The following is a 23,998-nucleotide window of genomic DNA, read 5'->3' on the forward strand; positions in this document are numbered from 1 at the left end:
ACCTATGGGTGAGGCAAACAGGAAAACCAAATTGACCACACCCCCCAAACGCCCGTTGACCCTGCGTGATGTGTCCGATGCTTGCGGCGTTTCCGAGATGACGGTCAGCCGCGTCCTGCGCAAACGCGGCGACGTGTCGGAGGCCACCCGCAACCGCGTTCTCGCCGCCGCCAAGGCGCTTGGCTATGTGCCCAACCAGATCGCCGGATCGCTGGCCAGCCAGCGCGTGAACCTTGTGGCGGTGGTGATCCCGTCGCTGGGCAATATGGTGTTTCCCGAAGTCCTGAACGGCATCAATCAGGTGCTCGAAGACACCCCGCTGCAGCCGGTCGTGGGGGTGACGGATTACCTGCCCGAGAAGGAAGAGCGGGTGCTTTATGAGATGCTCTCATGGCGGCCCTCGGGGGTGATCATCGCGGGGTTGGAGCATTCCGATGCCACCCGGGCTATGCTGCGCAATGCGGGAATTCCGGTGGTCGAGATCATGGACACCGATGGCAAACCCGTCGATGCGATGGTGGGGATTTCGCACCGCCGCGCCGGGCGCGAGATGGCGCAGGCAATCCTGCGCGAGGGCTATGAGCGGATTGGCTTCATGGGCACGAAAATGCCCCTCGACCACCGTGCGCGCAAACGGTTTGAAGGTTTTACCGAAGGGCTCGCTAAGGCGGGGGTCGAGATCGAAGACCGGGCCTTTTACTCCGGCGGCTCCGCGCTGGCCAAAGGGCGCGAGATGACGCAGGAGATGCTGAAACGCTCGCCTGACCTTGATTTCCTTTATTATTCCAATGACATGATCGGCGCGGGCGGGCTGTTGCATCTGATCGACCAAGGCATCGACATTCCCGGGCAGATCGGCCTTGCCGGGTTCAACAACGTGGAACTGCTGCAAGGTCTGCCGCGTCAATTGGCGACGATGGACGCTTGCCGGAACGAGATCGGTCAGGCGGCGGCGCGGATCATCCTCAACCAGACCCAGCCCGAGCCGGACCCGGAAATGCAGACCCAGATCACCCTGACGCCAACGCTGTCGCTGGGCGATACCCTGCGCCGCCGCCGTCAGGGGTGAGCCGCCCAAGGCTCGCCAATGCCGCCGCGCGGCGGTTGTTTCTGGCGCGTCACCTGTTGTCGGACCCGCCGCAGGGCCCGGCCAAGGGCGCGGCACTGCTCAAGCTGATCCATGATCTGGGTTTTGTGCAGCTCGACAGCATCAACACGGTGGCGCGGGCGCATGATCTGATCCTGTTCGCCCGCCGTCCGCGCTATCGCCCCGCTGCGCTTAAGCGGCTTTATGAGAAAGACCGGGCGCTGTTTGAGCATTGGACCCATGACGCCGCCGTCATCCCGATGGAATTCTACCCGCAATGGCATCTGCGCCGAACCCGCGATGCGGCCAAGCTGCTGGGCCGCTGGAAGGATTGGCAGCGGCACGACTTCGAAACACAGATGCAAAACGTGCTCGCGCAGGTCCGGGCCGAGGGCAGCGTCACCTCATCCGACGTGGGCCGCGACGAGCCGCGCAGCAGCGGGGGCTGGTGGCAATGGCATCCGTCGAAAACCGCGCTGGAATATCTGTGGCGCAGCGGCGCGCTGGCCGTGACCGGGCGCGAGGGGTTTCGCAAGCGCTATGACCTGACCGAGCAGGTGGTCCCCGCCGCGCTGCGCGACCCGGCGCATGCCCCCGACATAGAGCAGACGATCGACTGGTGCTGCGATCAGGCGCTGGCGCGCTTGGTTTTTGCCACGGCAGGGGAATTGGCCGCCTTCTGGGCCCATATCTCCCCCGCCGAGGCGCGCGGCTGGTGCGCGGCAGAACAAGCCGCGGGGCGGCTGGAGGAGATCGACATTGAGGCCGCCAACGGCAGCCTGCGCCCCGCCTTTGCCCGCCCCGGCTGGGCCGATGACCCCGCCCTTACCCGCGAACCGCCCAAACGGCTCCGGGTGCTCAGCCCCTTCGACCCCGCCCTGCGCGACCGCAAACGCGCCGCTCGGCTTTTCGGTTTCGACTACCGGATCGAGGTCTTCGTGCCCGAGGCGCAGCGCGAATACGGCTACTATGTCTTTCCGCTGCTACAGGGCGACAGGCTGGTGGGACGGGTCGATATGAAGGCGCATCGCGATCTGGACGTCTTGCACGTCACCGCGCTTTGGCCGGAACGCGGGGTTCGCTGGGGCAAGGGCCGGCAAGCGGCCTTCGAGGCAGAGCTGCACCGCCTCCTCCCGCTGGCTGGGGTGAGCCGGGTCAGCTTCACCGACGGCTGGCTGCGCGTGCCACATTAGCCGAAACGGGGCGGCAGCAGCCCTGCGTGAAACCAGTTGAGATAGCTGTGGATCGAATGCACGGGCCGCCCGTTCGCCGCCGCGATGTCGGAGGCATATGGCACCATATTCGTGCATTCCAAAAGGATCGCCCCGACATCCGCGTGGGCCTCCACCAACCGCTGCGCCGCCTGCACCATCTCGGCTCGTGCCTGCGCCACGTCGAGGTTGGGCAGATTGCCGAGGATCGTTCGGGCGAAACTACTGCCCTCCATCCCCACCACCGGGCTGCCCTCGGGCACCCCCGCCGCGCGCAGATGGGCGGGCGAAAGCGTGGCGGCGGAGATCGTCAAGATGCCCACCCTTTGCCCCGGCGGCAGGCAGGCCGCGATCTGCGCCGCCTGCTCCAACGCCGAGGCAGCGACAGGCACGCCCAGCGCTTCGGCGAGGCGAGGCCGGATCAGCGCCAAGAAGCCGCAGGTGGTGGCAATGCCGGTGCAGCCTTCGGCGATCAAGTCGCGCCCCGCGGCGATGAAAGCCTGCACAAAGGGGTCGATATCGTCGCACACGATCGCTTCAGGCGTGGCCCCCGGCACCACCGCATAGCGCACCGGGAAGTCCCAACTGCCCGCATGGCCGACATCCCCCAGAATGCGGGGAAACCGCGTGTCCAGCATGAGGATTCCCAGCCGCGCGCCCGTCTCGTTTGTCATATGCCCTCCGTTTGGGCGCAGGGTGCCTTTGCGGGCAGGGCGAGACAAGCGAAACCCTAACGATGACATTTTATCAGCATTTTGTTGACGTGATGATTTTTTGTGTAAAAGATGCCCCAAAGGAAACAAGCCATGACCCAACGCGAAATCGAAAGCCGCCACCCATGAGCCAGCATGTCGTCGTTATCGGCGCCGGGATCGTCGGCGTCTCTGCTGCGATCTGGCTGCGCCGCGCCGGGGCGGAGGTAACGCTCGTCGACCGGGCCGAGCCGGGGCGCGGCACGTCGCATGGCAACGGTGGCGTACTGGCGGCGGCGGGCGTCGCGCCGGTGACCGGGCCGCGCCTGCTGCGCAAAGCGCCCGGCATGCTGCGCGACCCCGAATTCCCGCTGTTCCTGCGCTGGCCCTATCTGCCCCGCCTGCTGCCATGGCTGCGCCGCTACATGGCCCACGCCAATGACCGCGATACCCGTCGCATCTCTGCCGGGTTGGTGCCCATCGTGAGCGACAGCGTGGCGCAGCACAAAGCCCTCTGCGCCGATCTGGGGCTGGAGGATTGGGTCCGCGACAGCGACTACTGCTTTGCCTATACCAACCGCGCGGCCTTCGAGGCTGAGGCCTACACCTGGGCGCTGCGCCGCGAGGCGGGTTTCGAGCCGGAAATCATCGAAGGCGGCGCGGTCAGGGAATTCGACCCGGCCTATGGGCCGCAGATCACCTGCATCGCACGGCTGGCCGACCACGGTTTCATCGCCGACCCCGGCGGTTATGTCCGGGCGCTGGCCAAGGCTTTCGAGGGGATGGGCGGCACCATCCGGCAGGCCGAGGTGCAGGACGTGGCGATCGCCGACGAGGAGGTCACTTCGGTCATCACCGACCAAGGCCCCCTGCCCTGCGATGACGTGCTGCTGGCGACTGGTGTCTGGTCGAAACCGCTCATGCGCAAGCTTGGGATCAATGTGCCACTGGAGTCCGAACGCGGCTACCACATCGTCTTCAAGGATGCCGAGGGCGGCCCATCGCGCCCCACCATGATGGCGGCGGGCAAATTTGTCGCCACGCCCATGGCCGAGGGGCTGCGCTGCGCCGGGATCGTCGAATTCGGCGGGCTAGAGGCGGGCGCATCCAAAGCGCCCTTGGCGCTGCTGCGCCGTCAGGCCAAGGCCGCGTTTCCCAACCTCACCGCCGAGGAAGAGATCGAATGGCTGGGGCACCGACCCGCCCCCAGCGACTCGCTGCCCCTGATCGGGCAGATCGGGACGAGCCGGGTCTATACCGCCTTCGGGCATCACCACATCGGGTTGACGGGCGGGCCGAAAACGGGCCGCCTGATCGCCGGATTGATCACGGGGCAGCCGCCAAACACGGATCTGACCCCGTATCACCCCCAGCGCTTTGACAGATAACGCCAAGCGCGCACGCAAACAAACAAGGGAGAAACCAAATGACACTGACAGCAAGACTGATGGCCGGCGCGGCGATGACCGCCCTGACACTCGGCACCGCCATGCCCGCCTTCGCGGCCGAGAAATGGGACATGCCGATGGCCTATTCGGCCTCGAACTTCCATTCCGAGAACGGCGTGCAATTCGCCGAATGCGTGACCGAAGCCACCGGCGGCGAGATCGAGATCACTGTGCATCCAGGCGGCGCACTTTTCGCTGGGGCCGACATCAAACGCGCGATCCAGACCGGTCAGGTTCAGATCGGCGAGCGTCTGCTTTCTGGCCACCAGAACGAGAACGCGGTCTTCGGCTTTGACTCCATCCCCTTCCTCGCGCCCTCTTTCGAGGCGAGCGCGCAGCTTTGGGAAGCCGCCAAGCCCAAGGTTGAATCCGTGCTGGAAGAGCAGAACCTCGTCCTGCTTTATAACGTGCCATGGCCGCCCCAAGGGCTTTACTTCAAAAAGGAAGTCGACTCGGTCGAAGACATGAAGGGCGTGAAGTTCCGCTCTTACAACAACACCACCGCGCGTCTGGCTGAATTGACCGGCATGTCGCCCGTCACCATCGAGGCCGCCGAAGTCAGCCAAGCCTTCGCCACCGGTGTCGCGGAATCGATGATCTCGTCAGGGGCCACCGGCTATGACCAGAAGGTCTGGGAAAGCCTCACGCATTTCTACGAAGTCGACGCATGGTTGCCGCGCAACTATGTGATGATCAACGCCGATGTCTGGGCCGAAGTCTCGGACGCGAACAAAGAGGCGATCACCACCTGCGCGACCGAGGCCGAAGAGCGGGGGCTGCAAGCGTCCAAGGATTACACCCAGTTCACCTATGACGGGCTGCGCGAAGGCGGCATGAACGTGGAGCCTGCCAGCGAAGAGCTGATGTCCGGCCTGCGCGAAGTGGGTGAGACCATGACGCAAGAATGGCTCGAAGCCGCGGGCGAAGACGGTCAGGCGATCGTCGACGACTACAAGGCGATGCAATAATCACGAAACCTGCGGCGGCCCGTCACCCGGGCCGCCGTTCTCATGCCCGGGCATGATTTGACGGAGGGAGAGCCGCATGAAGGCGCTGCGCAGACTATTGGACGGGCTATATACCGGGGCGGGGGCGCTTGCCGCGCTCTGTCTGGTGGCCATCCTTACCTTGATCGTGGCCCAGATGGTCGCCCGTTGGACTGGCAATGTCTTTCCGGGCGCTGCCAGCTATGCGGGCTATGCCATGGCCGGGGCCAGTTTCCTTGCCTTCGCCAATGCGCTCAACCGCGGCTCGCATATCCGCGTGTCGATCCTGCTTAACGCGCTGAGCGCGGGCGGGAAGCGGCTGCTGGATATCTGGTGTTTCGCCGTGGCGGCGGCGGTCGCGTGGTATTTCACCTATTACGCCTATTGGTTCGTCTACTGGTCGTGGAAGTTCCACGAAGTCAGCCAAGACCAAGACGCTACGGCCCTTTGGATTCCGCAATCCGTCATGGTCATCGGCGGCGGCATCCTTGCCATCGCGCTGACGGACAATCTTTTGCACCTCATCTTCAAGGGCGACCACCGCGTCACCCGCGACCTTGTCGATCAAAGCTTCGGGGAATGACGCCATGACCGAGATCTATGCCATTACCCTGTTTCTGATCGTTCTCTTCTTCCTCCTCGGCACCGGTGTCTGGGTTGGCCTCGCCCTGATGGGCGTGGCCTGGGTCGGGATGGAGCTTTTCACCACCCGCCCCGTGGGCGACGCCATGATCACCACGATCTGGGCCAGTTCCTCAAGCTGGACGCTGACCGCGCTGCCGCTCTTTGTCTGGATGGGCGAAATCCTCTACCGCACGCGGCTATCGCAAGACATGTTCCGCGGGCTGTCGCCCTGGCTCGCGAAACTGCCGGGCGGGCTGGTGCATACCAATATCGTCGGCTGCACGGTCTTTGCCGCCGTCTCGGGCTCTTCCGCCGCGACGCTGACCACCGTAGGCAAGATGTCGATCCCCGAACTGCGCGCGCGCAATTATCCTGAAAAGATGATCATCGGCACGCTGGCGGGTGCGGCCACGCTGGGGCTGATGATCCCGCCGTCGCTGGCGCTGATCGTCTATGGTGTCACGGTGAACGAAAGCATCACCAAACTCTTCTTCGCGGGCGTCCTGCCCGGCCTGCTGCTCGCGCTGATGTTCATGGGCTATGTCGCCGTCACCAGCATGCTGTCGAAGGACTGGAACCCCGATGCGGAGTCCGGGATGAGCTTTGGCGAAAAGCTGCGCAATTCGCGTTTCCTGCTGCCGGTCTTTGCGCTGATCACGGTCGTGATCGGGTCTATGTACCTCGGCTTTGCCACGGCGACCGAGGCGGCGGCCATCGGCGTCATCGGCTCCCTCACGCTGGCGCTGTTCCAAGGCTCGCTGAACTGGCACAGCTTCCGCGAGAGCTTGATGGGGGCGATGCGCACATCGGCCATGATCGCACTGATCCTTGCGGGCGCGGCCTTCCTGAAACTGTCGATGGGCTTCACCGGCCTGCCCCGCGCGCTGGCCGATGGGATCGCCGCGATGGAGCTGTCGCGCTTCGAGCTTCTGATGGCGCTCTTGGTCTTCTACATCGTGTTGGGCATGTTCCTCGACGGCATCTCCTCGGTCGTGCTGACCATGGCGGTGGTCGAGCCGATGGTGCGCAGCGCGGGCATCGATCTGATCTGGTTCGGTATCTTCGTGGTCGTGGTCGTTGAAATGGCGCAGATCACCCCCCCGATTGGCTTTAACCTCTTCGTGCTGCAAGGCATGACCAACCACGAGATGGGCTATATCACCAAGGCCGCGCTGCCGATGTTCGCGATTATGGTCTTCATGGTCTTCGTCCTGATCTGGTTCCCCGAAGTGGCCACATGGCTGCCCGAAAACCTGCGCAGCGCACCGGTTTAGCGGTGAAGGGCCATGCGCTATATGCTGAGACTGGCCTCGCGCCATGCGCGGGCCTACCTGATCGTCGGGCTGCTGGCGGGGCTGGCCCTGCCCAGCCTTGCGGCGGCGCTGGCCGGGTGGTTGCCGCAGATGGTGGCGGCCCTGCTGACGATCACCGCGCTCAGGATCGGGCACCGCGCGGCCCTTGGTGCAGTGCGCGATCTCATCTGGGGGCTGGCCTCGGTGCTGGCCTTGCAGACGCTGCTGCCCCTGCTGCTGCTGGGGGGCTTCGTGCTGGCCGGGCTGGGGCAGACCCCTGCGGCACTGGCCGTGACCCTCGCCGCGGCGGCCCCGGCGCTGACGGGCAGCGTGAACCTCGCCCTGTTGATGCGGCTCGACGCGGGGCGGATGATGCAGCTGATGGTGCTGGGCACCGCCGCCTTTCCGCTGACCGTCCTGCCGGTGCTGGCGGCCCTGCCGCAACTCGGCCCGGCCTCGGAAATCGCCCTCGCCGCCCTACGGATCTTGGCCGTGATCCTTGGCGCAACTGGGCTGGGCTTTGCCCTGCGCCATGTCTTTTTGCCCCGGCCCACCCCGTGCCAGACCGAAGCGCTGGATGGCGCATCGGTGCTCGCCTTCTCGGTCATAGTGGTGGGGTTGATGGCGGCGCTGAACCCGGCGCTGCGCAGCGATCCATGGGCCGTGGCGTGCTGGACGCTGCTGGCCTTCGCCCTAAGCTATCTGTTGCAGGCGGGCACGTTGCTGCTGACCCGGCGCGGCCCGCTGCGCGCCGTGGCCGGACCACTGGCAATCGGCGCGGGCAACCGCAATATCGCGCTGTTTCTCGTGGCGCTGCCTGCGGATGTCATCGCGCCGCTGATGATCTTTATCGGCTGCTGGCAACTGCCGATGTATCTGACCCCGGTGCTGCTGCCGCGCCTTTACGAAAGGATGCTTCGCAATGACTGACTGGCCCCGCATCCGCAGTGTCGGCCTCTCTGGCCTATTGGTCACCTTTGCCGAGAAGATGTCCGAACCCGCCAACCGCGCCGCCCTCGCCTTTCGCGCGGCGGTAGAGGAACAGGACTGGCCCGAGGTGAGCGAGACGAGCACCTCGCTGGTGTCGACCTTCGTGCAATTCGAGGTCTCCCAAGAGGCCATCACCACGATGACCGACCGCCTGCGCGGACTGCTCGAAACCCGCGGCTGGTTCGCCGAAGCCCTCCCGGCCGGGCGCAGCCTGTGGCATGTGCCCACGGTCTATGGCACCGATCTGGCCCCGCAGTTGGAGGAGGCCGCCGAGGCCGCGGGCCTCGACCCCGATGCGGCCATTGCGGAACTGTCGCAGGCGCGGGTCCGGGTGCTGACCATCGGCTTCGCCCCCGGCCAGCCCTACATGGGCGAACTGCCCCCGCATTGGGACATCCCGCGCCAGCAGGGGCTGACGAAATCGGTGCCACCGGGGTCGCTCGTCGTAGCGATCCGGCAGTTGATCATCTTCACCAATGCCTCCCCCACCGGCTGGCGGCACATCGGCCAGACGGCTTTTCGCACCTTCCGCCCGGGCAGCGATATGCCCTTTCCGCTGTCGCCGGGCGATGAGTTGATCTTTCCGTCGATCACCCGGCAAGAGTTCGACCGCATCGCCGACGACCCCACCGGCGGTGCCGAGCGGGAGGCGCTGACATGAGCGGCACGCTGACCATCCATCAAGCCGGTCCGGCCATGACCATCCAAGACCTTGGTCGCCCCGGCTATCGCGCCGTTGGCCTAACCCACGGCGGCGCGGCGGACCCGACCGCCCTGCACGAAGGGGCGGCCCTGCTGGGGCAGGATCCCAACAGTGCCGCGCTGGAGATGGCCGGCAGCGGCGGCAGTTTCGAGGTCGATCAGGACACCCGCATCGCCCTGACCGGGGCGCAGATGCAGGTGAGCATCGACGGCGAGCCGGTCGCCTGGAACGCCAGCCACCTCCTGCCCGCCGGGGCGAAGCTGACCATCGGCGGCGCGCGGGACGGGGCCTATGGCTACCTCCATGTCGGCGGCGGGTTTGACGTGGCGCCGGTGATGAACGCGCGCGCCAGCCATCTGGCCGCTGGCATCGGCGCGCTGCTGCAAAGTGGTGAGACTCTGCCGCTGGGGGTCGATAAGGGCGGCGAGGCGAACCTCACCCTGCCCCGCGACAGCCGGTTCGGGGCAGAGAAGGTGCGCATCGTGGCCTCCATGCAGACCGATGCCTTCGACGAGGCAACCCGCCAGCGGTTCACCGAAACCACCTTTCGCCGTGATCCGCGCGCCAACCGCATGGGCGCACGGATGGATCATGACTGCGAAGGCTTCGCGACCGGCGGGCAGCTCACCATCGTGTCCGAAGTCATCACCCCCGGCGACATCCAGATCACCGGCGACGGCGCGCCCTTCGTGCTGATGTGCGAATGCCAGACCACCGGCGGCTACCCCCGCATCGGCACGGTGATCCCCTGCGACCTGCCGATCGTCGCGCAGGCGCAGCCGGGTGCTGCGCTGCAATTCGCGTTCGTCGACCTCGACGAAGCGCTGGCCGCCGAGACGCGCCACCGCGCCGACCTCGCTGCCCTGCCCAAGCGCCGCCAGCCGCTGTTGCGCGACCCGGCGCGCATCCGCGACCTCTTGGGCTATCAACTGATCTCCGGCGTGGTTTCAGCCACTGCCGACCCCTTCGAGAAGGACAAGACATGACCACCGTCGATCTCAACGCCGACATGGGCGAAAGCTTTGGCCCTTGGAAAATGGGCGACGACGCGGCGCTTCTGCGCGTCGTGACCTCGGCCAATATCGCCTGTGGCGGGCACGCGGGCGACGCCGATGTCATGGCCGCGACGATGCGCATGGCCCATGAAAACAGCGTCGGCATCGGCGCGCATCCGGGGTTCATGGACCTCGCCGGTTTTGGCCGCAACCGCCTCTCAGTGCCGCGTGGCACTTTGCAGAACCAGATCCGCTATCAGGTCGCCGCGAGCGTCGGCATGGCCCGCAGCGTCGGCACGCAAGTACGGCATCTGAAACTGCACGGGGCGCTGGCGAATATGGCGTCTGAGGATGAGGAACTGGCCCGCGATCTCTATGAGGCAGCGCTCAGCGTGGCGCCCGACCTCATCGTCATGGTGCTGGCCGCCACGGCGCAGGAGGCGGCGGTGCGCTCACTAGGCTGCAAATGGGCGGGCGAAATCTTCGCCGACCGCGCTTATAACGACGACGCGACGCTGGTCGACCGCAGCAAGCCCGGCGCGGTGATCCATGACGCGGAAACGGCAGCGGCGCGGATGGTCGAGATGGTCAAGGCAGGCGCGATCATCACCGAGAGCGGCAAGCACATCCCCAGTCGGATCGACACGATCTGCCTGCATGGCGACACCGAAGAGGCCGTTCAAATCGCAACCGCCGTCCGCAAGGGCTTGCAGGACGGCGGCGTGACTTTGGCAAAGTTCAGCGGCAGCGTTTAGCTGCGCACCAGCTTTTCATAGTCCAAGGCGATCTCACGCGTCAGCGCGCCGACCTCGAAATGCCAGTCGCCGATCTGCCCCACCGGGGTCACTTCGGCGGCGGTGCCGGTGAGCCAGCACTGCTCGAAACCTTCCAGTTCCTCGGGCATGATGTGGCGCTCGTGGACCTTGATGTTCTTCCCGCGCAGCATGTCGATGACGGTCTGCCGGGTGATGCCGTTGAGGAAGCAATCAGGCGTCGGCGTGTGCACTTCGCCATCCTTGACGAAGAAGATATTCGCACCTGTCGCCTCGGCCACATAGCCGCGGTAGTCATACATCATCGCGTCCGAGCAGCCCTTCGCCTCGGCGGCATGTTTGGACATGGTGCAGATCATATAGAGACCCGCCGCTTTGGCATGGCTCGGGATCGTCTCAGGCGAGGGGCGCTTCCATTTGGAGATGTCGAGCTTGGCGCCCTTCATCTTGGCGTCGCCGTAATAGGCCCCCCATTCCCAAGCCGCGATGGCCATGCGGACCGGGTTGCGGGCCGAGGCGACACCCATGTCTTCGCCCACACCACGCCAAGCGACCGCACGCACATAGGCGTCTTGCAGACCAGAGGCGGCGAGGACTTCGGCCTTGGCAGCTTCGATCTCATCAATGGTGTAGGGGATCTCGAAGTCGATCATCTCAGCCGAGCGCTTGAGCCGTTCGGAATGCTCCCGGCTTTTGAAGATTTTGCCGTTGTAGGCGCGCTCGCCCTCAAACACCGAAGACGCATAGTGCATCGCATGGGTCAGGATATGGACATTGGCCTCGCGCCAATCCACCATTTCGCCATCCATCCAGATGTGCCCATCCCGGTTGTCATATCCGCCTGCCATGGTGTTTCCCCTCCAAATGACGCGCTATCTTTTCAAAAATTGCGCAACAATCGGCAAATGCAGACATTTAATTGCGCAAAACACGAGATTCGATAGCCTTTCACTATTGGAATGTCAACAACGCTGACGTAAACTGCTCCCCAATAGGCCCGAGAGAGAATGAGACACACTATGGCTGACGGGCGCATGATGGCCCCTAGCAGCGGCGACAGCCTGCTGTTTTTGACGGACGAACAACTGCGGCAGGGGATCGAGGCGATGTTCTTTGCCTATCGCGGTTTCACTGCCGATCCTGACCGAATTCTGGCCGATATGGCCTATGGCCGCGCGCATCACCGCGCCATCCACTTCATCAACCGCGCCCCCGGTACGACGGTGAACAACCTGCTCAATATCCTCGGGGTCACGAAACAATCGCTCAACCGTGTCTTGCGCACGTTGATTGCCGATGGTCTGGTGCAGAGCAAGGTTGGCCGCAATGACAAGCGCGAGCGGCATCTGTTCCTGACCGACGAGGGTCGCAAGCTGGAACAGGAGCTATCGGACGCGCAGCGCGCGCGGATGCGGTTGGCCTTTCGCACTGCCGGACCCGAAGCCGTGGCCGGTTTCAGAACGGTATTGGAGGCCATGATGGACCCCGAAATGCGCCAGAGCTTTGACCGGCTGCGCGAAAGCGCCCCATGAACGATCTCGACTCGCACCTGCTGGTCGTCGACGACGATGAGCGGATCCGCAGCCTGTTGAAGAAGTTCCTGATGCGGAACGGCTTTCTGGTCAGCACGGCCCGCGATGCGGCCCATGCGCGGCGGGTGCTGGCGGGGCTGGAGTTCGACCTCATCGTGCTCGACGTGATGATGCCCGGCGAAGACGGCATGGCCCTGACCCGCGCTTTGCGCGAAACCCTGCAAACGCCGATCCTGCTGCTGACCGCCAAGGGCGAGACCGACAACCGCATCGAAGGGTTGGAGGCTGGGGCAGATGACTACCTGCCCAAACCCTTTGAGCCGAAAGAACTGCTGCTGCGCATTAACGCCATCCTGCGCCGGATGCCCGACACCTCTGCCGCCGACACCGCGCCAAAAGTGCTGTCGCTCGGCGTGATCCGCTATGACATGGAGCGGGGCGAGATGTGGCAGGGCGACGATCTGGTGCGCCTCACCGCGACCGAGGTGCAGCTGATGAAGATCTTCGCCGCCCAGCCCGGTGTCGCGCTCAGCCGTGCCAAATTGGTCGAGGAATTGGGCCGCGACCGGGGGCAAGCGCAGGAACGCGCGGTCGATGTTCAAATCACCCGCCTGCGCCGTAAGATCGAGAGCGATCCGAAACAGCCGCAATACCTGCAAACCGTGCGCGGCGCGGGCTATATGCTGGCGCCGGACTGACCCCGCCCCGCCTGCTGAACCGGGCCGGTAAAATTCATCACGCAAGCCCGCTGGCAATGCGCGGCGCGAAGTTCTATTGTCGCGCGAAATTCCGACAACGAGGCGCGCAATGTCCGACACACCCGTAGAAGAGATGAACTTTGAGACCGCCATGGCCGAGCTTGAGAAAGTCTTGGGCCAGCTTGAAAACGGCAATGTCGCATTGGACGAAAGCATCGCGCTTTACGAACGCGGGGCCAAGCTGAAGGCGCGCTGCGAGACCAAGCTGAAAGAGGCCGAAGAGAAGGTCGCCGCGATCACGCTCGATGGCGATGGCAACCCGAATGGGCTGAAACCCGTCGAAGGGCTTTGACCGCCCACATGCAAGAGACCACCCCCCGTCCCTTGGCAGAGGCGCTTGCCCATGCCCGCGATCTGGCGCAAGCGCAGATCGACGCCGCGCTCGGCGCGCATGACGGCCCCGTGGCCGAGGCGATGCGCTATGCCTGCGGCGGCGGCAAGGGGCTGCGCGGCTTTCTGGTGATCGAATCCGCCCGGCTGCATGGCATCGCCCCCGGCATGGCCGCCCCGGCAGCGGCAGCCATCGAGGCGCTGCACGCCTATTCGCTGGTGCATGACGACCTGCCCTGCATGGACGATGACGATCTGCGCCGGGGCCAGCCCACGGTGCACCGCAAATGGGATGAGGCCACCGCCGTTCTGGCCGGTGACGCGCTGCAAACGCTGGCCTTTGAACTGCTCGGCCAAGCGCCCTGCCCGGCGGAGGCACGTCTGACCTTGATGACCAACCTCGCCCAAGCGGCAGGCGTCGGCGGCATGGTCGGGGGGCAAGCGCTGGATATCGCCGCCGAAACCGCCCCCGCACCGCTGTCGCTGGCCGAGATCACGGCGCTTCAGGCGGGCAAGACCGGCGCCTTGATCGAATGGTCCGCCATGGCCGGGCCACGGATGGCCGGTGCCGATGCCACCGCCCTTGGGGCCTATGCCAAACACCTCGGCCTCGCCTTTCAGATCGCCGATGACATCCTCGATGTCGAAGGCGACGCCGAAACGGTGGGCAAGGCGGTCGGCAAGGACGACGCGGCGGGCAAGGCCACTTTCGTGTCCCACCTTGGGCTGGCCGGGGCCAAGACCCGCGCCGCCGAATTGGTGGACATGGCCTGTGACGCCCTATCTGAATATGGACCAGAGGCGCAGAGCTTGCGAGCCGCTGCCGCCTTCGTTATTGCCCGCGACAGCTAGCCGGGCGGCACATGCGCCAATGCGGCACCAGAGAGGCCTCGATGAGTGACAAACCCGCCACACCCCTGCTTGATCAGGTTACCCGCCCTGCGGACCTGAAACACCTGTCCGATGCCGAACTGACCCAAGTCGCCCGCGAATTGCGGGCCGAGACGATCTCGGCCGTGTCGGAAACCGGCGGGCATCTTGGCGCGGGGCTTGGCGTGGTGGAACTGACCGTCGCTTTGCACGCGGTTTTCGACACGCCGCGCGACAAGATCATCTGGGACGTCAGCCACCAATGCTACCCGCATAAGATCCTGACCGAACGCCGCGACCGTATCCGCAGCCTGCGCATGAAAGACGGGCTCTCGGGTTTCACCAAACGCAGCGAGTCCCCCTACGATCCCTTTGGCGCGGCGCATAGCTCGACCTCGATCTCGGCGGCCTTGGGCTTTGCCGTGGGCCGCGATCTGGGCGGTGTGATCCCCGAAGGGCTGGGCGACGCGATCGCCGTGATCGGCGATGGCGCGATGAGCGCGGGCATGGCCTATGAGGCGCTCAACAACGCGGGCGACCTAAAGAAACGCCTGATCGTGATCCTCAACGACAACGAGATGTCCATCGCCCCGCCGGTGGGCGCGATGTCGAGCTACCTGAGCCGCCTCTACGCCGAAGCGCCGTTTCAGGACTTCAAAGCCGCCGCCAAAGGCGCGGTGAGCCTGCTGCCCGAGCCCTTCCGCGAAGGCGCCAAACGCGCCAAGGATATGCTCAAAGGCATGGCCGTGGGCGGCACGCTCTTCGAGAACCTCGGGTTTTCCTACCTCGGGCCGATCAACGGGCATGACATGGACCAGTTGCTGCCGGTGCTGCGCACCGTCCATCAACGCGCGACCGGGCCGATCCTGATCCACATCCAGACGCAAAAGGGCAAGGGCTATGGCCCCGCCGAAGCCGCGCGGGATCGCGGCCATGCCACGGCCAAGTTCAACGTGGTGACGGGCGAGCAAAAGAAAGCCCCCTCCAACGCGCCGAGCTACACCCGCGTCTTCGCCGACAGCCTGCTGGCCGAGGCCGCCGAGGACGACAAGATCTGCGCCGTGACCGCGGCCATGCCCGACGGCACCGGGCTAGACCTTTTCGCCGAACGCCACCCCAGCCGCTGCTTCGATGTGGGCATCGCCGAGCAGCATGGCGTGACCTTCTGCGCGGGCCTCGCCGCGGCGGGGATGAAGCCCTTCTGCGCGATGTACTCCACCTTCTTGCAACGCGGTTACGACCAAGTCGTGCATGATGTCGCAATCCAGCGCCTGCCGGTGCGTTTCGCCATCGACCGCGCGGGGCTTGTGGGCGCCGACGGGCCGACCCATGCGGGCGCCTTCGACGTGGCCTTCCTCGCCAACCTGCCCGGTTTCGTGGTCATGGCCGCCGCAGACGAGGCCGAATTGCGCCATATGGTCGCCACCGCCGCCGCCCATGACGACGGCCCCATCGCCTTCCGCTATCCGCGCGGCGAAGGGCGCGGGGTTGAGATGCCAGAGCGCGGCACCCCGCTGGAAATCGGCAAGGGCCGGATGATCCAAGAGGGCAGCAAGGTCGCGCTTTTGTCCTTCGGCACCCGTTTGGAAGAGGTCGAGAAGGCCGCCGAACAGCTGCGGGCCAAGGGCATCACCCCCACCATCGCCGATGCCCGTTTCGCCAAGCCGCTGGACCGTGAGATGATCCTCAAGCTCGCCGAAGACCACGAGGCGCTGATCACCATCGAAGAGGGGGCAGTCGGCGGCTTCGGCAGCCATGTCGCACAGCTGCTGGCGGATGAGGCGGTGTTCGACAAGGGGCTCAAGTTCCGCTCCATGGTGCTGCCCGATACCTTCATCGATCAGGCCAGCCCGGCGGATATGTATGCCGTGGCGGGGATGAACGCCGAACAGATCGCCGCCAAGGTCCTTGAAGTGCTGGGAATCGGTGACTTGGACGCGCAGCGCGCCTAACTGGCGGCGGTCAGCACCAGCAGGCCGCCCGCGACCAAGGTGATCACGACACAGACATAGCCCAAAAGCACGAAAAGCCCGTCGCGGGTGAACAGCCCAAACACCAAGAGGGCAACGGTGCCCGCCCCCAGCGATGACATCATCGGCAGCACCTCCATAAAGGGCCAACCGAGCGGGATGATCGTGACCACCACCAGCGTGATGAACCGCATCGGCCCGGTGGTGAGGAACTGAAGGCGCGGCTTGCAACGCCCGTCGACGAAAGCGCAAGGGCGGCGCAGAAAGCGCACGCAGCCGCTCAACCGATGGCCTGCCACCTCGCGCCGCAACAGAAATCGCGGCATCCATAGCCTGCGCCGCCCGGTCACCGCCTGCACGGCCAGCAGGATGATCGTCACTGCCGCAAGGGTCGAGACGCCGGGAATGCCTGATAGGGGTGAGACCAGCAGCAAGGCAACGATCAGGATCAGAGGAGTGATCGAACGGTCGCCGATCTCATGCAGCACGTCGTTGATCGACACCGCCTCCTTCTCTGCCGCGCGCTCCATGCTATCCAGCAAATGGGCCAACGTGTGTTCGTCTTGACGCATTCAGTGCCTCTGGCGGTGCCTCGGATTCAGTCTTCCGCCTCCAGCAGCGCGGCCAGACCAGAGCGGTAATCGGGATAGATCGGTTGCCAGCCCAACGCCGCCTTGGCGTGATCGTTCCGGACCTTCTTGCTCTCCGCGTAAAAGCTGCGGGCCATGGGGGTCATCTCGGCCTTGTCGAAGTCCACCGCCGGGGGCAAGGGCAGGCCCAAAAGCGCAGCGGCATGGCCGATCACATCTTGCGGCGGGGCCGGATCATCGTCACAAAGGTTATAGATCGCCCCCGGCTGCGGTTTGGCCAGCGACAGGTCCAAGGCTTGGGCGATATCCTCCACATGAATGCGCGAGAAGAGCTGCCCCGGCTTGATGATGCGCCGCGCCGTGCCTTTGCGTACCTTGGCGAATGGCCCGCGCCCGGGGCCGTAAATGCCCGCGAGCCGGAAGATATGCAGCGGCAGGCCGGGGATCGCGCCCCATGCCGCCTCGGCCTGCACCCGCGCCGCGCCGCGCCGGGTGGAGGGGGTGAGCGGTGTCGTCTCATCCACCCAATCGCCCCCATGGTCGCCGTAGACGCCGGTGGTCGACAGATAGCCGACCCACCGCAAATGGGGGACCGCTGCGGTGATTTCATCCTGCAAATCCAGCAGAACCGGATCCCCCTCCGGCCCCGGCCCGGCAGAGACCAATAGGTTGGGCACCTCTTGCAAAAGCGAAGACAGATCGCTGCCGGGCCAGAGCATCGGCTCCACCCCCGTGGCGGCAATCTCATCCAGTTTTTCGCGGCTGCGGGTCGTGCCGATGATGCGCCAGCCCTGCGGGAGCAACCGGGCCGCCAAGGCCCGCGCGCTATAGCCATGGCCAAGGGAAAGAAGCGTTTTATCCATACCGCCAAAGTGGCCCGCTTGGGCCGCAACCACAAGCGGCAAGCGATGGATTTACTCTTTCAGGAGGTCGATCCGCTGCGATCATTAGAGCCTACCCTGCACTTCGCTATGAGGACTTTCGCAACGCCTCAGGCCGGGCGAACCCTTCGACCCAGCGGTAGACCACCTGACGCGCCAGCGCTTCGTCATTCGCCACAAGCGCTTCACGGAGGTCTCGCAGGGCAGAGGCGATTTCGAGTTCGTGCAGCCCGTTTTCCCGCGCGGAATAGATTTTGGGATGGGCCGTATTGATCAGCAGACCGCTCAACGTGAGCTCTTCGGTCATCTTTTCGCCGGGGCGCAGACCGGTGATCTCAATCTCGATATCGCCATCCGGGTTGTCTTCGTCCCGCACGGTGTAGCCGGCGGTCTCGATCACCTGCCGAGCCAGTTTGAGGATCGGCACGGGTTTGCCCATGTCCAGAACAAAGACCTCGCCCCCTTGGGCCAGCGATCCGGCCTGTAGGACCAAGCGCACGGCCTCTTCGACCGTCATGAAGTAGCGCGCAACTCCGCGGTCCGTCACCGTCAACGGGCCACCGCGGCTGACCTGCTCTTGGAACAGTGGCACGACCGACCCGGAGGACCCCAGAACATTGCCAAAGCGGACCATGGAGAAGATGACACCGCCCGGGCCGCCATATTTGCGCGCCATATCCTGAATGACGAGTTCGGCAAGGCGCTTGGACCCGCCCATGATATTGGTCGGGCGCACGGCCTTGTCGGTGGATACGAGGATGAAACGCTCCACCCCCGCCCGGGCAGCCTGTTCGGCCAAAGCATGGGTGCCGAGGACATTGTTCACCAGCCCCGACAGCGGGTTCGCCTCGACCAAGGGCACATGTTTATAGGCCGCGGCATGAAGGACCACATTGACCCCGTGTTGCGACAGCACTTTGCGCAGCTGCCGGGTATCCGTCACCGTTCCCAAGACCGAAACGATTTCGATATCGCTGCCCTCGGCCAACTGGCGGATCTCCATGTCGGCGTTATAGAGGGCCAGTTCGCTCAACTCGAAAAGCACCAGTTTGGTGGGCCGACAAAGCAACACTTGGCGGCACAGTTCCGACCCGATGGAGCCCCCTGCACCCGAGACGAAAACCACTTTACCCGCATAGCTCTCGCCCCCTTCGTTGATCAAAGGGGTCACCTCATCCCGGTTCAAAAAGCGGCTCGGAGAGACGGGGGAGAGCTTGTCGACCAAAGCCTCTTCGCCGATCAGCTGCGCGAAGGAAGGGAGGGTTTGCACCTCGAGACCCAGCTTTTCCAACCGCCGAGCGATCTGGGCCTGTTTGGGGGTGCTGAGCGACGGCACGGCAAGCAACACGCGGTCGATCTGCTTTTCGACGGTAAGTTCAGCGATGCCCCGTGGGGAATAGACCGGCAGCTTCGAGACGTTGAGTCCCTGAAGCGCGATATTGTCATCAACAAAAGCAATCGGTTCGATCGTTTCATGGCCGCGCAGGGCCGAAACCAGTTGCGTCCCCGTGGTGCCTGCGCCGTAGATCAAAACGCGGCACCGCGCGTCGCCCGTCCGGTAGATTTGCAACACGATATGCAACAAGATGACCCGCGACAGCACCACCAGAGAGAAAAAGATCGCCCCGAACATCACATGCACGCCGATTGGGAAATCCAGTCCCAGAAGGGTCGCGCCCAGCAGAGATACGGCCGCAAGGGTGGTCCCGAGTATCGCGGTGCTTCCGACCGCTGCGGTCTCATAGGCGTTGAGTTGCGTGGTGCAGACCCCTAAGCGGATCGAAACGATGACGCCGACGATCAGGGTAATGGGTAGCGTCAGGGCATAATTCAACAAGGCATCGACGAAGGGTTCAGGTAGCCCGCGCACCGCCAGAGCGATGATGGCAGCTAACAGGATCAGGCAGGAGTCAAGCGTCAGCATGATCACGCGCTTTTGCCGTTTGGTCAGCGACTTGATAATGCTCAACATGCGCTGTCTCCTGTTTAAGAGTATATTAGCCGCAGCGCGACCGAAACCTATTAGTAGCTCTCTTTTGTCCATGGAGCTCTTCGAGAGCGCCAACAAGCGCAAAAACAGTAAATAGCGCTTAATGTATCACCATTCGAATCTGCATTCGCTTAAATTTTCGGCAAACAATGCCATGATTTTGGCAGAAACACCAATTCTTAGCTAATTTGCCTATCAACGCTCCGCTGACAACCGCAAGCTTTAACTGCGACGAAAGAGGTTGCTAATGGTTTGAAACACCAGATCAAAGTCGTAGCATATGCTTTGATGGCGCTGATAGATTAGATCAAGCTGCGCCTTGCGCGGGACGCAGGTGCGACAATAGACACGATCGGTTTCTGCCGCGGTCTCGCAGCGTGACAGCAGCCGTTCTTCATGTTTGTGAAACCGGATCGTGGCCAGTCCGGTCACGCCGGGCCGGGATTTCAGGACTTCGGCATAGACCTCGGGAAAACGCTCCACATATTCACGCAGCGGCGGGCGGGGGCCGACAAAGCTCAGATCTCCGCGCAGGATGTTCCACAGCTGGGGAAACTCATCCAAGCGCCGCGCCCTGAGCCATGCGCCCGTGGGGGTGATCCGCGCGGCCTTGTTGCCGCCCGACACGCCCTGATCCTCTTCGGCCACGGTCATCGTGCGCAGTTTCCAGAGCTTGAAACTCTCTTCCGGCGTTTTCATCCGTTCGGCCACATGGAAAAGTGGCCGCCCCTCTTTGACCAGCAGCCAGACCAGCAAGCCCAGCAGGATCGGCCCCAAGATGACAACGAGAAGGCTGGCGAAGAACAGATCGAAAATGCGCTTGCGCCAAGTCATTGATGGGTCTTCATCGTTTGTTCATATCCTGCTGCCATTCCTGCACCAAACCGGCGGGCGTTTGAGTTTCTGGCGTGAAATCGACGTGGCGTTCAAGTGCATTCGTATCCAGCCGCACCTCGGGAATGGCAGCGGCAGGGGCGGGTTTGGGCTCCCACGCCAACCCCGCCGCATCCAGCAACGCGCCCATTTCCACCGCGCCGGGGGCCGCGATGTTCAGAATGGGCGGCAGTTTGTCTGCTCGGCAAAGCGCGTGAAGCACCCGCGCCAAGGTCACCGGCCCGATGTAACTGCGGCTTGGCGTGCGGCCATCGGGGAAGCGATCAATCTGCATGCCCGGTCGCCAGCCGCCGAGGATCGCATCCGCCCCCGCTACGTTGCCGATCCGTAGCGCGGTGACTGCGGTCTCACCGCTGGCCTCTTGCACCGCCTTTTCCATCGCAAGCTTCTGCCTGCCGTAATCCGACAGCGGAGCGCAGGACAGTTCCTCTTGCAGCGGGCCATCCTCTGCACCGTAGACCGCCGCCGATGAGGCGACCAGAAGCCGCGGGACCCCCGCCGTTTCTGCCAGTTTCAGCGCAGCTAAGGCGAGAGTCGCGTTATCTTCCAAGGCAACACCCCCAGCCCCCGCCCGGGCTGGCGTCACACCCGCCAAAGAGATGATCGCCCTTGCCCCACGCGCGGCTGCGAGGGCTGCATCGCTTTGGCTCTCTTCCGCATTCGGCAGCTTGAAATCATAAAAGCCGGGCCGCGGCTCTCTCGACTGGCTGCGCAGCGCCTCCGGCTCTGGCCAATGGCGGCGCAGCATGCCGCCCAGCCGCCCCGTCGCGCCAAGCAAAAGCACATCGCCAGATGCCAGAACCCTGCCCGAAAGCGCATTGCCCATTGAAATCATTGACGCCATAAGTTCAGTCATTATCCTGCCGAAATAGAATTGTAATCATAGGTCGCGCAGGCAGCATTCTGCGAGACCCGTTATTTTACATTAGACATTGATCAAATACCCCGGTTTGCCGGTAAAACATTCGGAAGCGATGCGCATCTAATGAAGCACTTCAGCAAGCTGTTCCTCTCGATCCTGCTGGCATCCTCTCTCGCGGCTTGCGCAAACCTTCCGCGCGGTGCCGCCATTCAGAAAGAGGTGACACGGGCGGCGGAGACTCCAGATGCGGATATCGCTGTCTATCCGGTGACCCATGCCTTTCTGCCCCATGTCGCCCAATGGCCCCGAACCGATAGTAAGCGCCATAGTTGGATCGGCGCCAGCCGGGGGTCAAATGCCCAAGTCATCCGCCCCGGCGATCGGCTGGACCTCTTGGTCTGGGACAGCGGCGATAACTCCTTGCTGACCTCCCCGGCTCAACAAGTCGCCACCCTCCCCGGCATTCGCGTCTCGGAAAGCGGGACCATCTTCATGCCCTATATCGGCAAGATCAAAGTCTCTGGCCGCACACCGGATTCGGCCCGTCAATTGCTTCAACGGCAGCTTGAGGGAATCGTGCCCTCCGCACAGGTGCAACTGGCGATGACCGAAGGACGCGGCAATTCGGTGGACCTCGTGGGCGGGGTCAACAAGCCCGGCAATATCCTGATGCCAGACAACAACTTCACCGTTCTCGCGGCAATCTCAGCTGGCGGCGGCGTGCTCTCCAGTATCGAAAACCCGCAGGTCAAACTGCTGCGCGGCGCCAATATCTATACCACCTCGATCGACCGGCTTTATGAGAACCCAAGCCTCGACACCCGGCTGATCGGGGGCGATAAGCTGATCATCGAAGATGACCGCCGCTACTTCCTGTCGCTGGGCGCCGCCGGGCGGGAGGCACAGTTTCCCTTCAACCGCGACGAAGTCTCGGCGCTGGATGCATTGTCGATCATCGGCGGGGTGAACGAATCCCGCGCCGATCCCGAAGGCATTCTGATCCTGCGCGAATACCCTGCCAGCGCGGTGAGTGCGGGCGTGCGCGGCCCGCGCCGCACGCGGGTGGTGTTCACGCTGGATCTGACCACATCCGACGGGCTGTTCTCGGCGCGGAATTTCCATATTCAATCCGGCGATCTGGTGCTCGCGACGGAAAGCCCGCTGTCGGACACCCGCACCATTCTGGGCCTTGTCGGTTCGGTCTTCGGGCTGGTGAATACCGCCGGAAACCTCAGCAACTGACCCTAGCCGATCCGCTTGCCCTCGGGCACCAATGCGTTGATCTGCGCAAGGTGTTCGGGCAAGCAGCGGGTCAGGAAATCATAATTCTCGACCACATGTGCCCGCGCCGCCGGGCCGAGATGGGCGTGATCCTGCGGACGGGCGAGCACCTCTACCACCTGCGCTGCCAGCGCATCGGGGTCGAAGAAATCCACCAGCAGGCCGGTTTCACCATGGGTCACGGCCTCGCGCACCGGGGCCACGTCAGAGGCGACGATCGTGGCCTGCATCGACATGGCTTCGAGCAGGGACCAAGACAGCACGAAGGGCATCGTCAGATAGATGTGACAGCGGCTGATCTGCACGAGCTTCTTGAAGTCGGGATAGGGCACTTTGCCCACGAAATGCACGCGGTCCCAATCGACCCGATCCTGCAATTCCGCCGCCATCTCTCCGCGCAGACCGCCGGGATGATCGCTCTGCTTGCCGTAGGAGACCTCATTGCCGCCGACGATCACCACCCGCGCATGGGGCCGCTCGGCCAAGATACGCGGCAGTGCGCGCATCATCGTGTGAAAGCCGCGGGTCTTTTCCAGATTGCGCGCGACATAGGTGATGATCTCATCCTCGCGCGTCACGGGCCGCGCCAAACGCCCTAAACGCAGGCTCACATCCGGATCGGGCAAAAGCTGATCGGTGCGGATGCCGTCGTGTCGGACATAGAGCTTGCGGTGAAAGCTCTCGGGAAAACGGTCGCGCTGCCAATAGGTCGGGCAATGGCCCAGATCAACGGTTTCAATATTGGCCAGCGGCACGATGTTGCGGGCATGGTTGAGGTAGGGCGCATGGGCCGAGATTTTCTCGGCTGGGTCAAAGCCGACCATCCCGCCGGTCATGTTATAGTAATACTCGAAATAACCGATGATCGGCACATCCGGCCAAAGCTGTTTGAAGAAACTTAACTCCCCCCAACCGACGTGGCCGATGATGATGTCGGGGCGAAACCCCTCTCGCGTTTCGATCTGCTGGGCGGCGTTGACGGCGCCGAACCCATTGCCTGCGGCTTCCTCCCAAATGCGCGAGAGACCATAGGCCTTCTCGTCGGGGCGGTGATGGGGGCGGTAGACACGGGTTTCGACCCCCGGCAGCTGCGGCGCATTCTGACGTTGGGTCAGAAAATAAATGCGATGCCCGCCCGCCTGCGCCAGCCATTGTATCAATTCCCGGTATTGGCCGGGCATGTTCTGGTGCACAAAGAGAAAATTCATATAATCGTTCCGTAAATTCCTTGCGCGCCAG

Annotated in this window: 24 protein-coding genes; 16 read left to right on the plus strand and 8 right to left on the minus strand. The window is 63.9% G+C overall.

The genetic code is table 11. The features are described from left to right. Nucleotides 1–31: 31 nt before the first annotated feature. Both J7392_RS16610 and J7392_RS16615 read left to right on the plus strand, forming a co-directional pair. Nucleotides 32–1,069 (plus strand): LacI family DNA-binding transcriptional regulator, encoded by a 1,038-nt coding sequence (locus J7392_RS16610; protein ID WP_209218559.1) that lies wholly within the window; start codon nt 32–34, stop codon nt 1,067–1,069. Then, nucleotides 1,066–2,280 carry a crosslink repair DNA glycosylase YcaQ family protein gene (locus J7392_RS16615; RefSeq protein ID WP_209218560.1) on the plus strand — a complete coding sequence of 405 codons (1,215 nt, stop codon included), beginning with the start codon at nt 1,066–1,068 and terminating at the stop codon, nt 2,278–2,280. The genes J7392_RS16610 and J7392_RS16615 overlap by 4 nt, the downstream gene beginning before the upstream one ends. Here the strand turns inward: J7392_RS16615 and J7392_RS16620 are convergent. Next, nucleotides 2,277–2,972, minus strand: coding sequence for an aspartate/glutamate racemase family protein (locus J7392_RS16620; protein ID WP_209218561.1), 696 nt, complete (start codon nt 2,970–2,972; stop codon nt 2,277–2,279). The genes J7392_RS16615 and J7392_RS16620 overlap by 4 nt on opposite strands. 164 nt (nt 2,973–3,136) lie before the next feature. On the opposite strand from J7392_RS16620, the gene J7392_RS16625 reads away from it, so the two are divergent. From J7392_RS16625 to J7392_RS16660, 8 genes are all read left to right on the plus strand, one after another. After that, nucleotides 3,137–4,378 carry an FAD-binding oxidoreductase gene (locus J7392_RS16625; protein ID WP_209218562.1) on the plus strand — a complete coding sequence of 414 codons (1,242 nt, stop codon included), beginning with the start codon at nt 3,137–3,139 and terminating at the stop codon, nt 4,376–4,378. Nucleotides 4,379–4,416: 38 nt separating this feature from the next. After that, nucleotides 4,417–5,406 (plus strand): TRAP transporter substrate-binding protein, encoded by a 990-nt coding sequence (locus J7392_RS16630; protein ID WP_209218563.1) that lies wholly within the window; start codon nt 4,417–4,419, stop codon nt 5,404–5,406. A gap of 76 nt (nt 5,407–5,482) precedes the next feature. After that, nucleotides 5,483–6,007 carry a TRAP transporter small permease gene (locus tag J7392_RS16635; protein ID WP_067264971.1) on the plus strand — a complete coding sequence of 175 codons (525 nt, stop codon included), beginning with the start codon at nt 5,483–5,485 and terminating at the stop codon, nt 6,005–6,007. A 4-nt stretch (nt 6,008–6,011) separates the two neighbouring features. Next, on the plus strand, nt 6,012–7,322 hold the full coding sequence (locus J7392_RS16640) for a TRAP transporter large permease subunit (RefSeq protein ID WP_209218564.1): 1,311 nt from the start codon (nt 6,012–6,014) through the stop codon (nt 7,320–7,322). Nucleotides 7,323–7,334: 12 nt separating this feature from the next. Continuing rightward, complete coding sequence (locus tag J7392_RS16645) at nt 7,335–8,270, plus strand: hypothetical protein (RefSeq protein ID WP_209218565.1); 936 nt, start codon at nt 7,335–7,337, stop codon at nt 8,268–8,270. Continuing rightward, nucleotides 8,263–8,991 carry a carboxyltransferase domain-containing protein gene (locus J7392_RS16650; protein WP_209218566.1) on the plus strand — a complete coding sequence of 243 codons (729 nt, stop codon included), beginning with the start codon at nt 8,263–8,265 and terminating at the stop codon, nt 8,989–8,991. The genes J7392_RS16645 and J7392_RS16650 overlap by 8 nt, the downstream gene beginning before the upstream one ends. Next, a complete protein-coding gene (locus J7392_RS16655; RefSeq protein WP_209218567.1) occupies nt 8,988–10,019 on the plus strand; it encodes a biotin-dependent carboxyltransferase family protein in 1,032 nt (343 codons plus the stop codon). Before J7392_RS16650 ends, J7392_RS16655 begins: the two co-directional genes overlap by 4 nt. Continuing rightward, nucleotides 10,016–10,783 (plus strand): 5-oxoprolinase subunit PxpA, encoded by a 768-nt coding sequence (locus J7392_RS16660; RefSeq protein WP_209218568.1) that lies wholly within the window; start codon nt 10,016–10,018, stop codon nt 10,781–10,783. The genes J7392_RS16655 and J7392_RS16660 overlap by 4 nt, the downstream gene beginning before the upstream one ends. On the opposite strand, the gene J7392_RS16665 is transcribed toward J7392_RS16660, so the two are convergent. Continuing rightward, nucleotides 10,780–11,649, minus strand: a complete 870-nt coding sequence (locus J7392_RS16665) for a branched-chain amino acid aminotransferase (RefSeq protein ID WP_209218569.1) — start codon at nt 11,647–11,649, stop codon at nt 10,780–10,782. The genes J7392_RS16660 and J7392_RS16665 overlap by 4 nt on opposite strands. A 171-nt stretch (nt 11,650–11,820) precedes the next feature. Here J7392_RS16665 and J7392_RS16670 point away from each other — a divergent pair, with 171 nt between their 5' ends. The 5 genes from J7392_RS16670 (at nt 11,821) to dxs (ending at nt 16,243) form a co-directional block, all read left to right on the plus strand. Further along, nucleotides 11,821–12,333 carry a MarR family transcriptional regulator gene (locus J7392_RS16670; protein ID WP_067264985.1) on the plus strand — a complete coding sequence of 171 codons (513 nt, stop codon included), beginning with the start codon at nt 11,821–11,823 and terminating at the stop codon, nt 12,331–12,333. Next, the gene (locus tag J7392_RS16675; protein ID WP_209218570.1) at nt 12,330–13,031 is read left to right on the plus strand and encodes a response regulator; all 702 of its coding nucleotides are present in this window, start codon (nt 12,330–12,332) and stop codon (nt 13,029–13,031) included. Before J7392_RS16670 ends, J7392_RS16675 begins: the two co-directional genes overlap by 4 nt. Before the next feature lie 109 nt (nt 13,032–13,140). Further along, a complete protein-coding gene (locus J7392_RS16680) occupies nt 13,141–13,383 on the plus strand; it encodes an exodeoxyribonuclease VII small subunit (protein WP_067264990.1) in 243 nt (80 codons plus the stop codon). Nucleotides 13,384–13,391: 8 nt separating this feature from the next. Continuing rightward, complete coding sequence (locus J7392_RS16685; RefSeq protein WP_209218571.1) at nt 13,392–14,273, plus strand: farnesyl diphosphate synthase; 882 nt, start codon at nt 13,392–13,394, stop codon at nt 14,271–14,273. A 41-nt stretch (nt 14,274–14,314) separates the two neighbouring features. Further along, nucleotides 14,315–16,243 (plus strand): 1-deoxy-D-xylulose-5-phosphate synthase, encoded by a 1,929-nt coding sequence (dxs, locus tag J7392_RS16690; protein WP_209218572.1) that lies wholly within the window; start codon nt 14,315–14,317, stop codon nt 16,241–16,243. Here the strand turns inward: dxs and J7392_RS16695 are convergent. From J7392_RS16695 to J7392_RS16715, 5 genes are all read right to left on the minus strand, one after another. Next, nucleotides 16,240–16,833, minus strand: coding sequence for an exopolysaccharide biosynthesis protein (locus tag J7392_RS16695; RefSeq protein ID WP_209218573.1), 594 nt, complete (start codon nt 16,831–16,833; stop codon nt 16,240–16,242). The two genes, dxs and J7392_RS16695, sit on opposite strands and share 4 nt — an antisense overlap. 26 nt (nt 16,834–16,859) lie before the next feature. After that, nucleotides 16,860–17,714, minus strand: a complete 855-nt coding sequence (locus tag J7392_RS16700; protein WP_209218601.1) for an SDR family oxidoreductase — start codon at nt 17,712–17,714, stop codon at nt 16,860–16,862. Nucleotides 17,715–17,820: 106 nt separating this feature from the next. Next, nucleotides 17,821–19,704 carry a nucleoside-diphosphate sugar epimerase/dehydratase gene (locus J7392_RS16705; protein WP_209218574.1) on the minus strand — a complete coding sequence of 628 codons (1,884 nt, stop codon included), beginning with the start codon at nt 19,702–19,704 and terminating at the stop codon, nt 17,821–17,823. A 240-nt stretch (nt 19,705–19,944) separates the two neighbouring features. Then, complete coding sequence (locus J7392_RS16710) at nt 19,945–20,556, minus strand: sugar transferase (RefSeq protein WP_209218575.1); 612 nt, start codon at nt 20,554–20,556, stop codon at nt 19,945–19,947. A 10-nt stretch (nt 20,557–20,566) separates the two neighbouring features. Beyond that, the gene (locus tag J7392_RS16715; protein ID WP_209218576.1) at nt 20,567–21,472 is read right to left on the minus strand and encodes an NAD-dependent epimerase/dehydratase family protein; all 906 of its coding nucleotides are present in this window, start codon (nt 21,470–21,472) and stop codon (nt 20,567–20,569) included. 129 nt (nt 21,473–21,601) lie between these two features. Here J7392_RS16715 and J7392_RS16720 point away from each other — a divergent pair, with 129 nt between their 5' ends. Then, nucleotides 21,602–22,720 (plus strand): polysaccharide biosynthesis/export family protein, encoded by a 1,119-nt coding sequence (locus J7392_RS16720; RefSeq protein ID WP_209218577.1) that lies wholly within the window; start codon nt 21,602–21,604, stop codon nt 22,718–22,720. Nucleotides 22,721–22,722: 2 nt separating this feature from the next. Here the strand turns inward: J7392_RS16720 and J7392_RS16725 are convergent, their stop codons facing one another. Further along, nucleotides 22,723–23,967, minus strand: coding sequence for a glycosyltransferase family 4 protein (locus J7392_RS16725; protein WP_209218578.1), 1,245 nt, complete (start codon nt 23,965–23,967; stop codon nt 22,723–22,725). Nucleotides 23,968–23,998: the final 31 nt, after the last annotated feature.

The sequence above is a fragment of the Sulfitobacter sp. R18_1 genome, assembly GCF_017743915.1.
GTDB lineage: Bacteria > Pseudomonadota > Alphaproteobacteria > Rhodobacterales > Rhodobacteraceae > Sulfitobacter > Sulfitobacter faviae.

Excerpts from the sequence above, each read along its gene's own strand:
- J7392_RS16620 (WP_209218561.1), bottom strand. The coding sequence starts at position 2,972 with ATGACAAACGAGACGGGCGCGCGGCTGGGAATCCTCATGCTGGACACG.
- J7392_RS16625 (WP_209218562.1), top strand. The coding sequence starts at position 3,137 with ATGAGCCAGCATGTCGTCGTTATCGGCGCCGGGATCGTCGGCGTCTCT.
- J7392_RS16630 (WP_209218563.1), top strand. The coding sequence starts at position 4,417 with ATGACACTGACAGCAAGACTGATGGCCGGCGCGGCGATGACCGCCCTG.
- J7392_RS16635 (WP_067264971.1), top strand. The coding sequence starts at position 5,483 with ATGAAGGCGCTGCGCAGACTATTGGACGGGCTATATACCGGGGCGGGG.
- J7392_RS16640 (WP_209218564.1), top strand. The coding sequence starts at position 6,012 with ATGACCGAGATCTATGCCATTACCCTGTTTCTGATCGTTCTCTTCTTC.
- J7392_RS16645 (WP_209218565.1), top strand. The coding sequence starts at position 7,335 with ATGCGCTATATGCTGAGACTGGCCTCGCGCCATGCGCGGGCCTACCTG.
- J7392_RS16650 (WP_209218566.1), top strand. The coding sequence starts at position 8,263 with ATGACTGACTGGCCCCGCATCCGCAGTGTCGGCCTCTCTGGCCTATTG.
- J7392_RS16655 (WP_209218567.1), top strand. The coding sequence starts at position 8,988 with ATGAGCGGCACGCTGACCATCCATCAAGCCGGTCCGGCCATGACCATC.
- J7392_RS16660 (WP_209218568.1), top strand. The coding sequence starts at position 10,016 with ATGACCACCGTCGATCTCAACGCCGACATGGGCGAAAGCTTTGGCCCT.
- J7392_RS16665 (WP_209218569.1), bottom strand. The coding sequence starts at position 11,649 with ATGGCAGGCGGATATGACAACCGGGATGGGCACATCTGGATGGATGGC.
- J7392_RS16670 (WP_067264985.1), top strand. The coding sequence starts at position 11,821 with ATGGCTGACGGGCGCATGATGGCCCCTAGCAGCGGCGACAGCCTGCTG.
- J7392_RS16675 (WP_209218570.1), top strand. The coding sequence starts at position 12,330 with ATGAACGATCTCGACTCGCACCTGCTGGTCGTCGACGACGATGAGCGG.
- J7392_RS16680 (WP_067264990.1), top strand. The coding sequence starts at position 13,141 with ATGTCCGACACACCCGTAGAAGAGATGAACTTTGAGACCGCCATGGCC.
- J7392_RS16685 (WP_209218571.1), top strand. The coding sequence starts at position 13,392 with ATGCAAGAGACCACCCCCCGTCCCTTGGCAGAGGCGCTTGCCCATGCC.
- dxs (WP_209218572.1), top strand. The coding sequence starts at position 14,315 with ATGAGTGACAAACCCGCCACACCCCTGCTTGATCAGGTTACCCGCCCT.
- J7392_RS16695 (WP_209218573.1), bottom strand. The coding sequence starts at position 16,833 with ATGCGTCAAGACGAACACACGTTGGCCCATTTGCTGGATAGCATGGAG.
- J7392_RS16700 (WP_209218601.1), bottom strand. The coding sequence starts at position 17,714 with ATGGATAAAACGCTTCTTTCCCTTGGCCATGGCTATAGCGCGCGGGCC.
- J7392_RS16705 (WP_209218574.1), bottom strand. The coding sequence starts at position 19,704 with ATGTTGAGCATTATCAAGTCGCTGACCAAACGGCAAAAGCGCGTGATC.
- J7392_RS16710 (WP_209218575.1), bottom strand. The coding sequence starts at position 20,556 with ATGACTTGGCGCAAGCGCATTTTCGATCTGTTCTTCGCCAGCCTTCTC.
- J7392_RS16715 (WP_209218576.1), bottom strand. The coding sequence starts at position 21,472 with ATGACTGAACTTATGGCGTCAATGATTTCAATGGGCAATGCGCTTTCG.
- J7392_RS16720 (WP_209218577.1), top strand. The coding sequence starts at position 21,602 with ATGAAGCACTTCAGCAAGCTGTTCCTCTCGATCCTGCTGGCATCCTCT.
- J7392_RS16725 (WP_209218578.1), bottom strand. The coding sequence starts at position 23,967 with ATGAATTTTCTCTTTGTGCACCAGAACATGCCCGGCCAATACCGGGAA.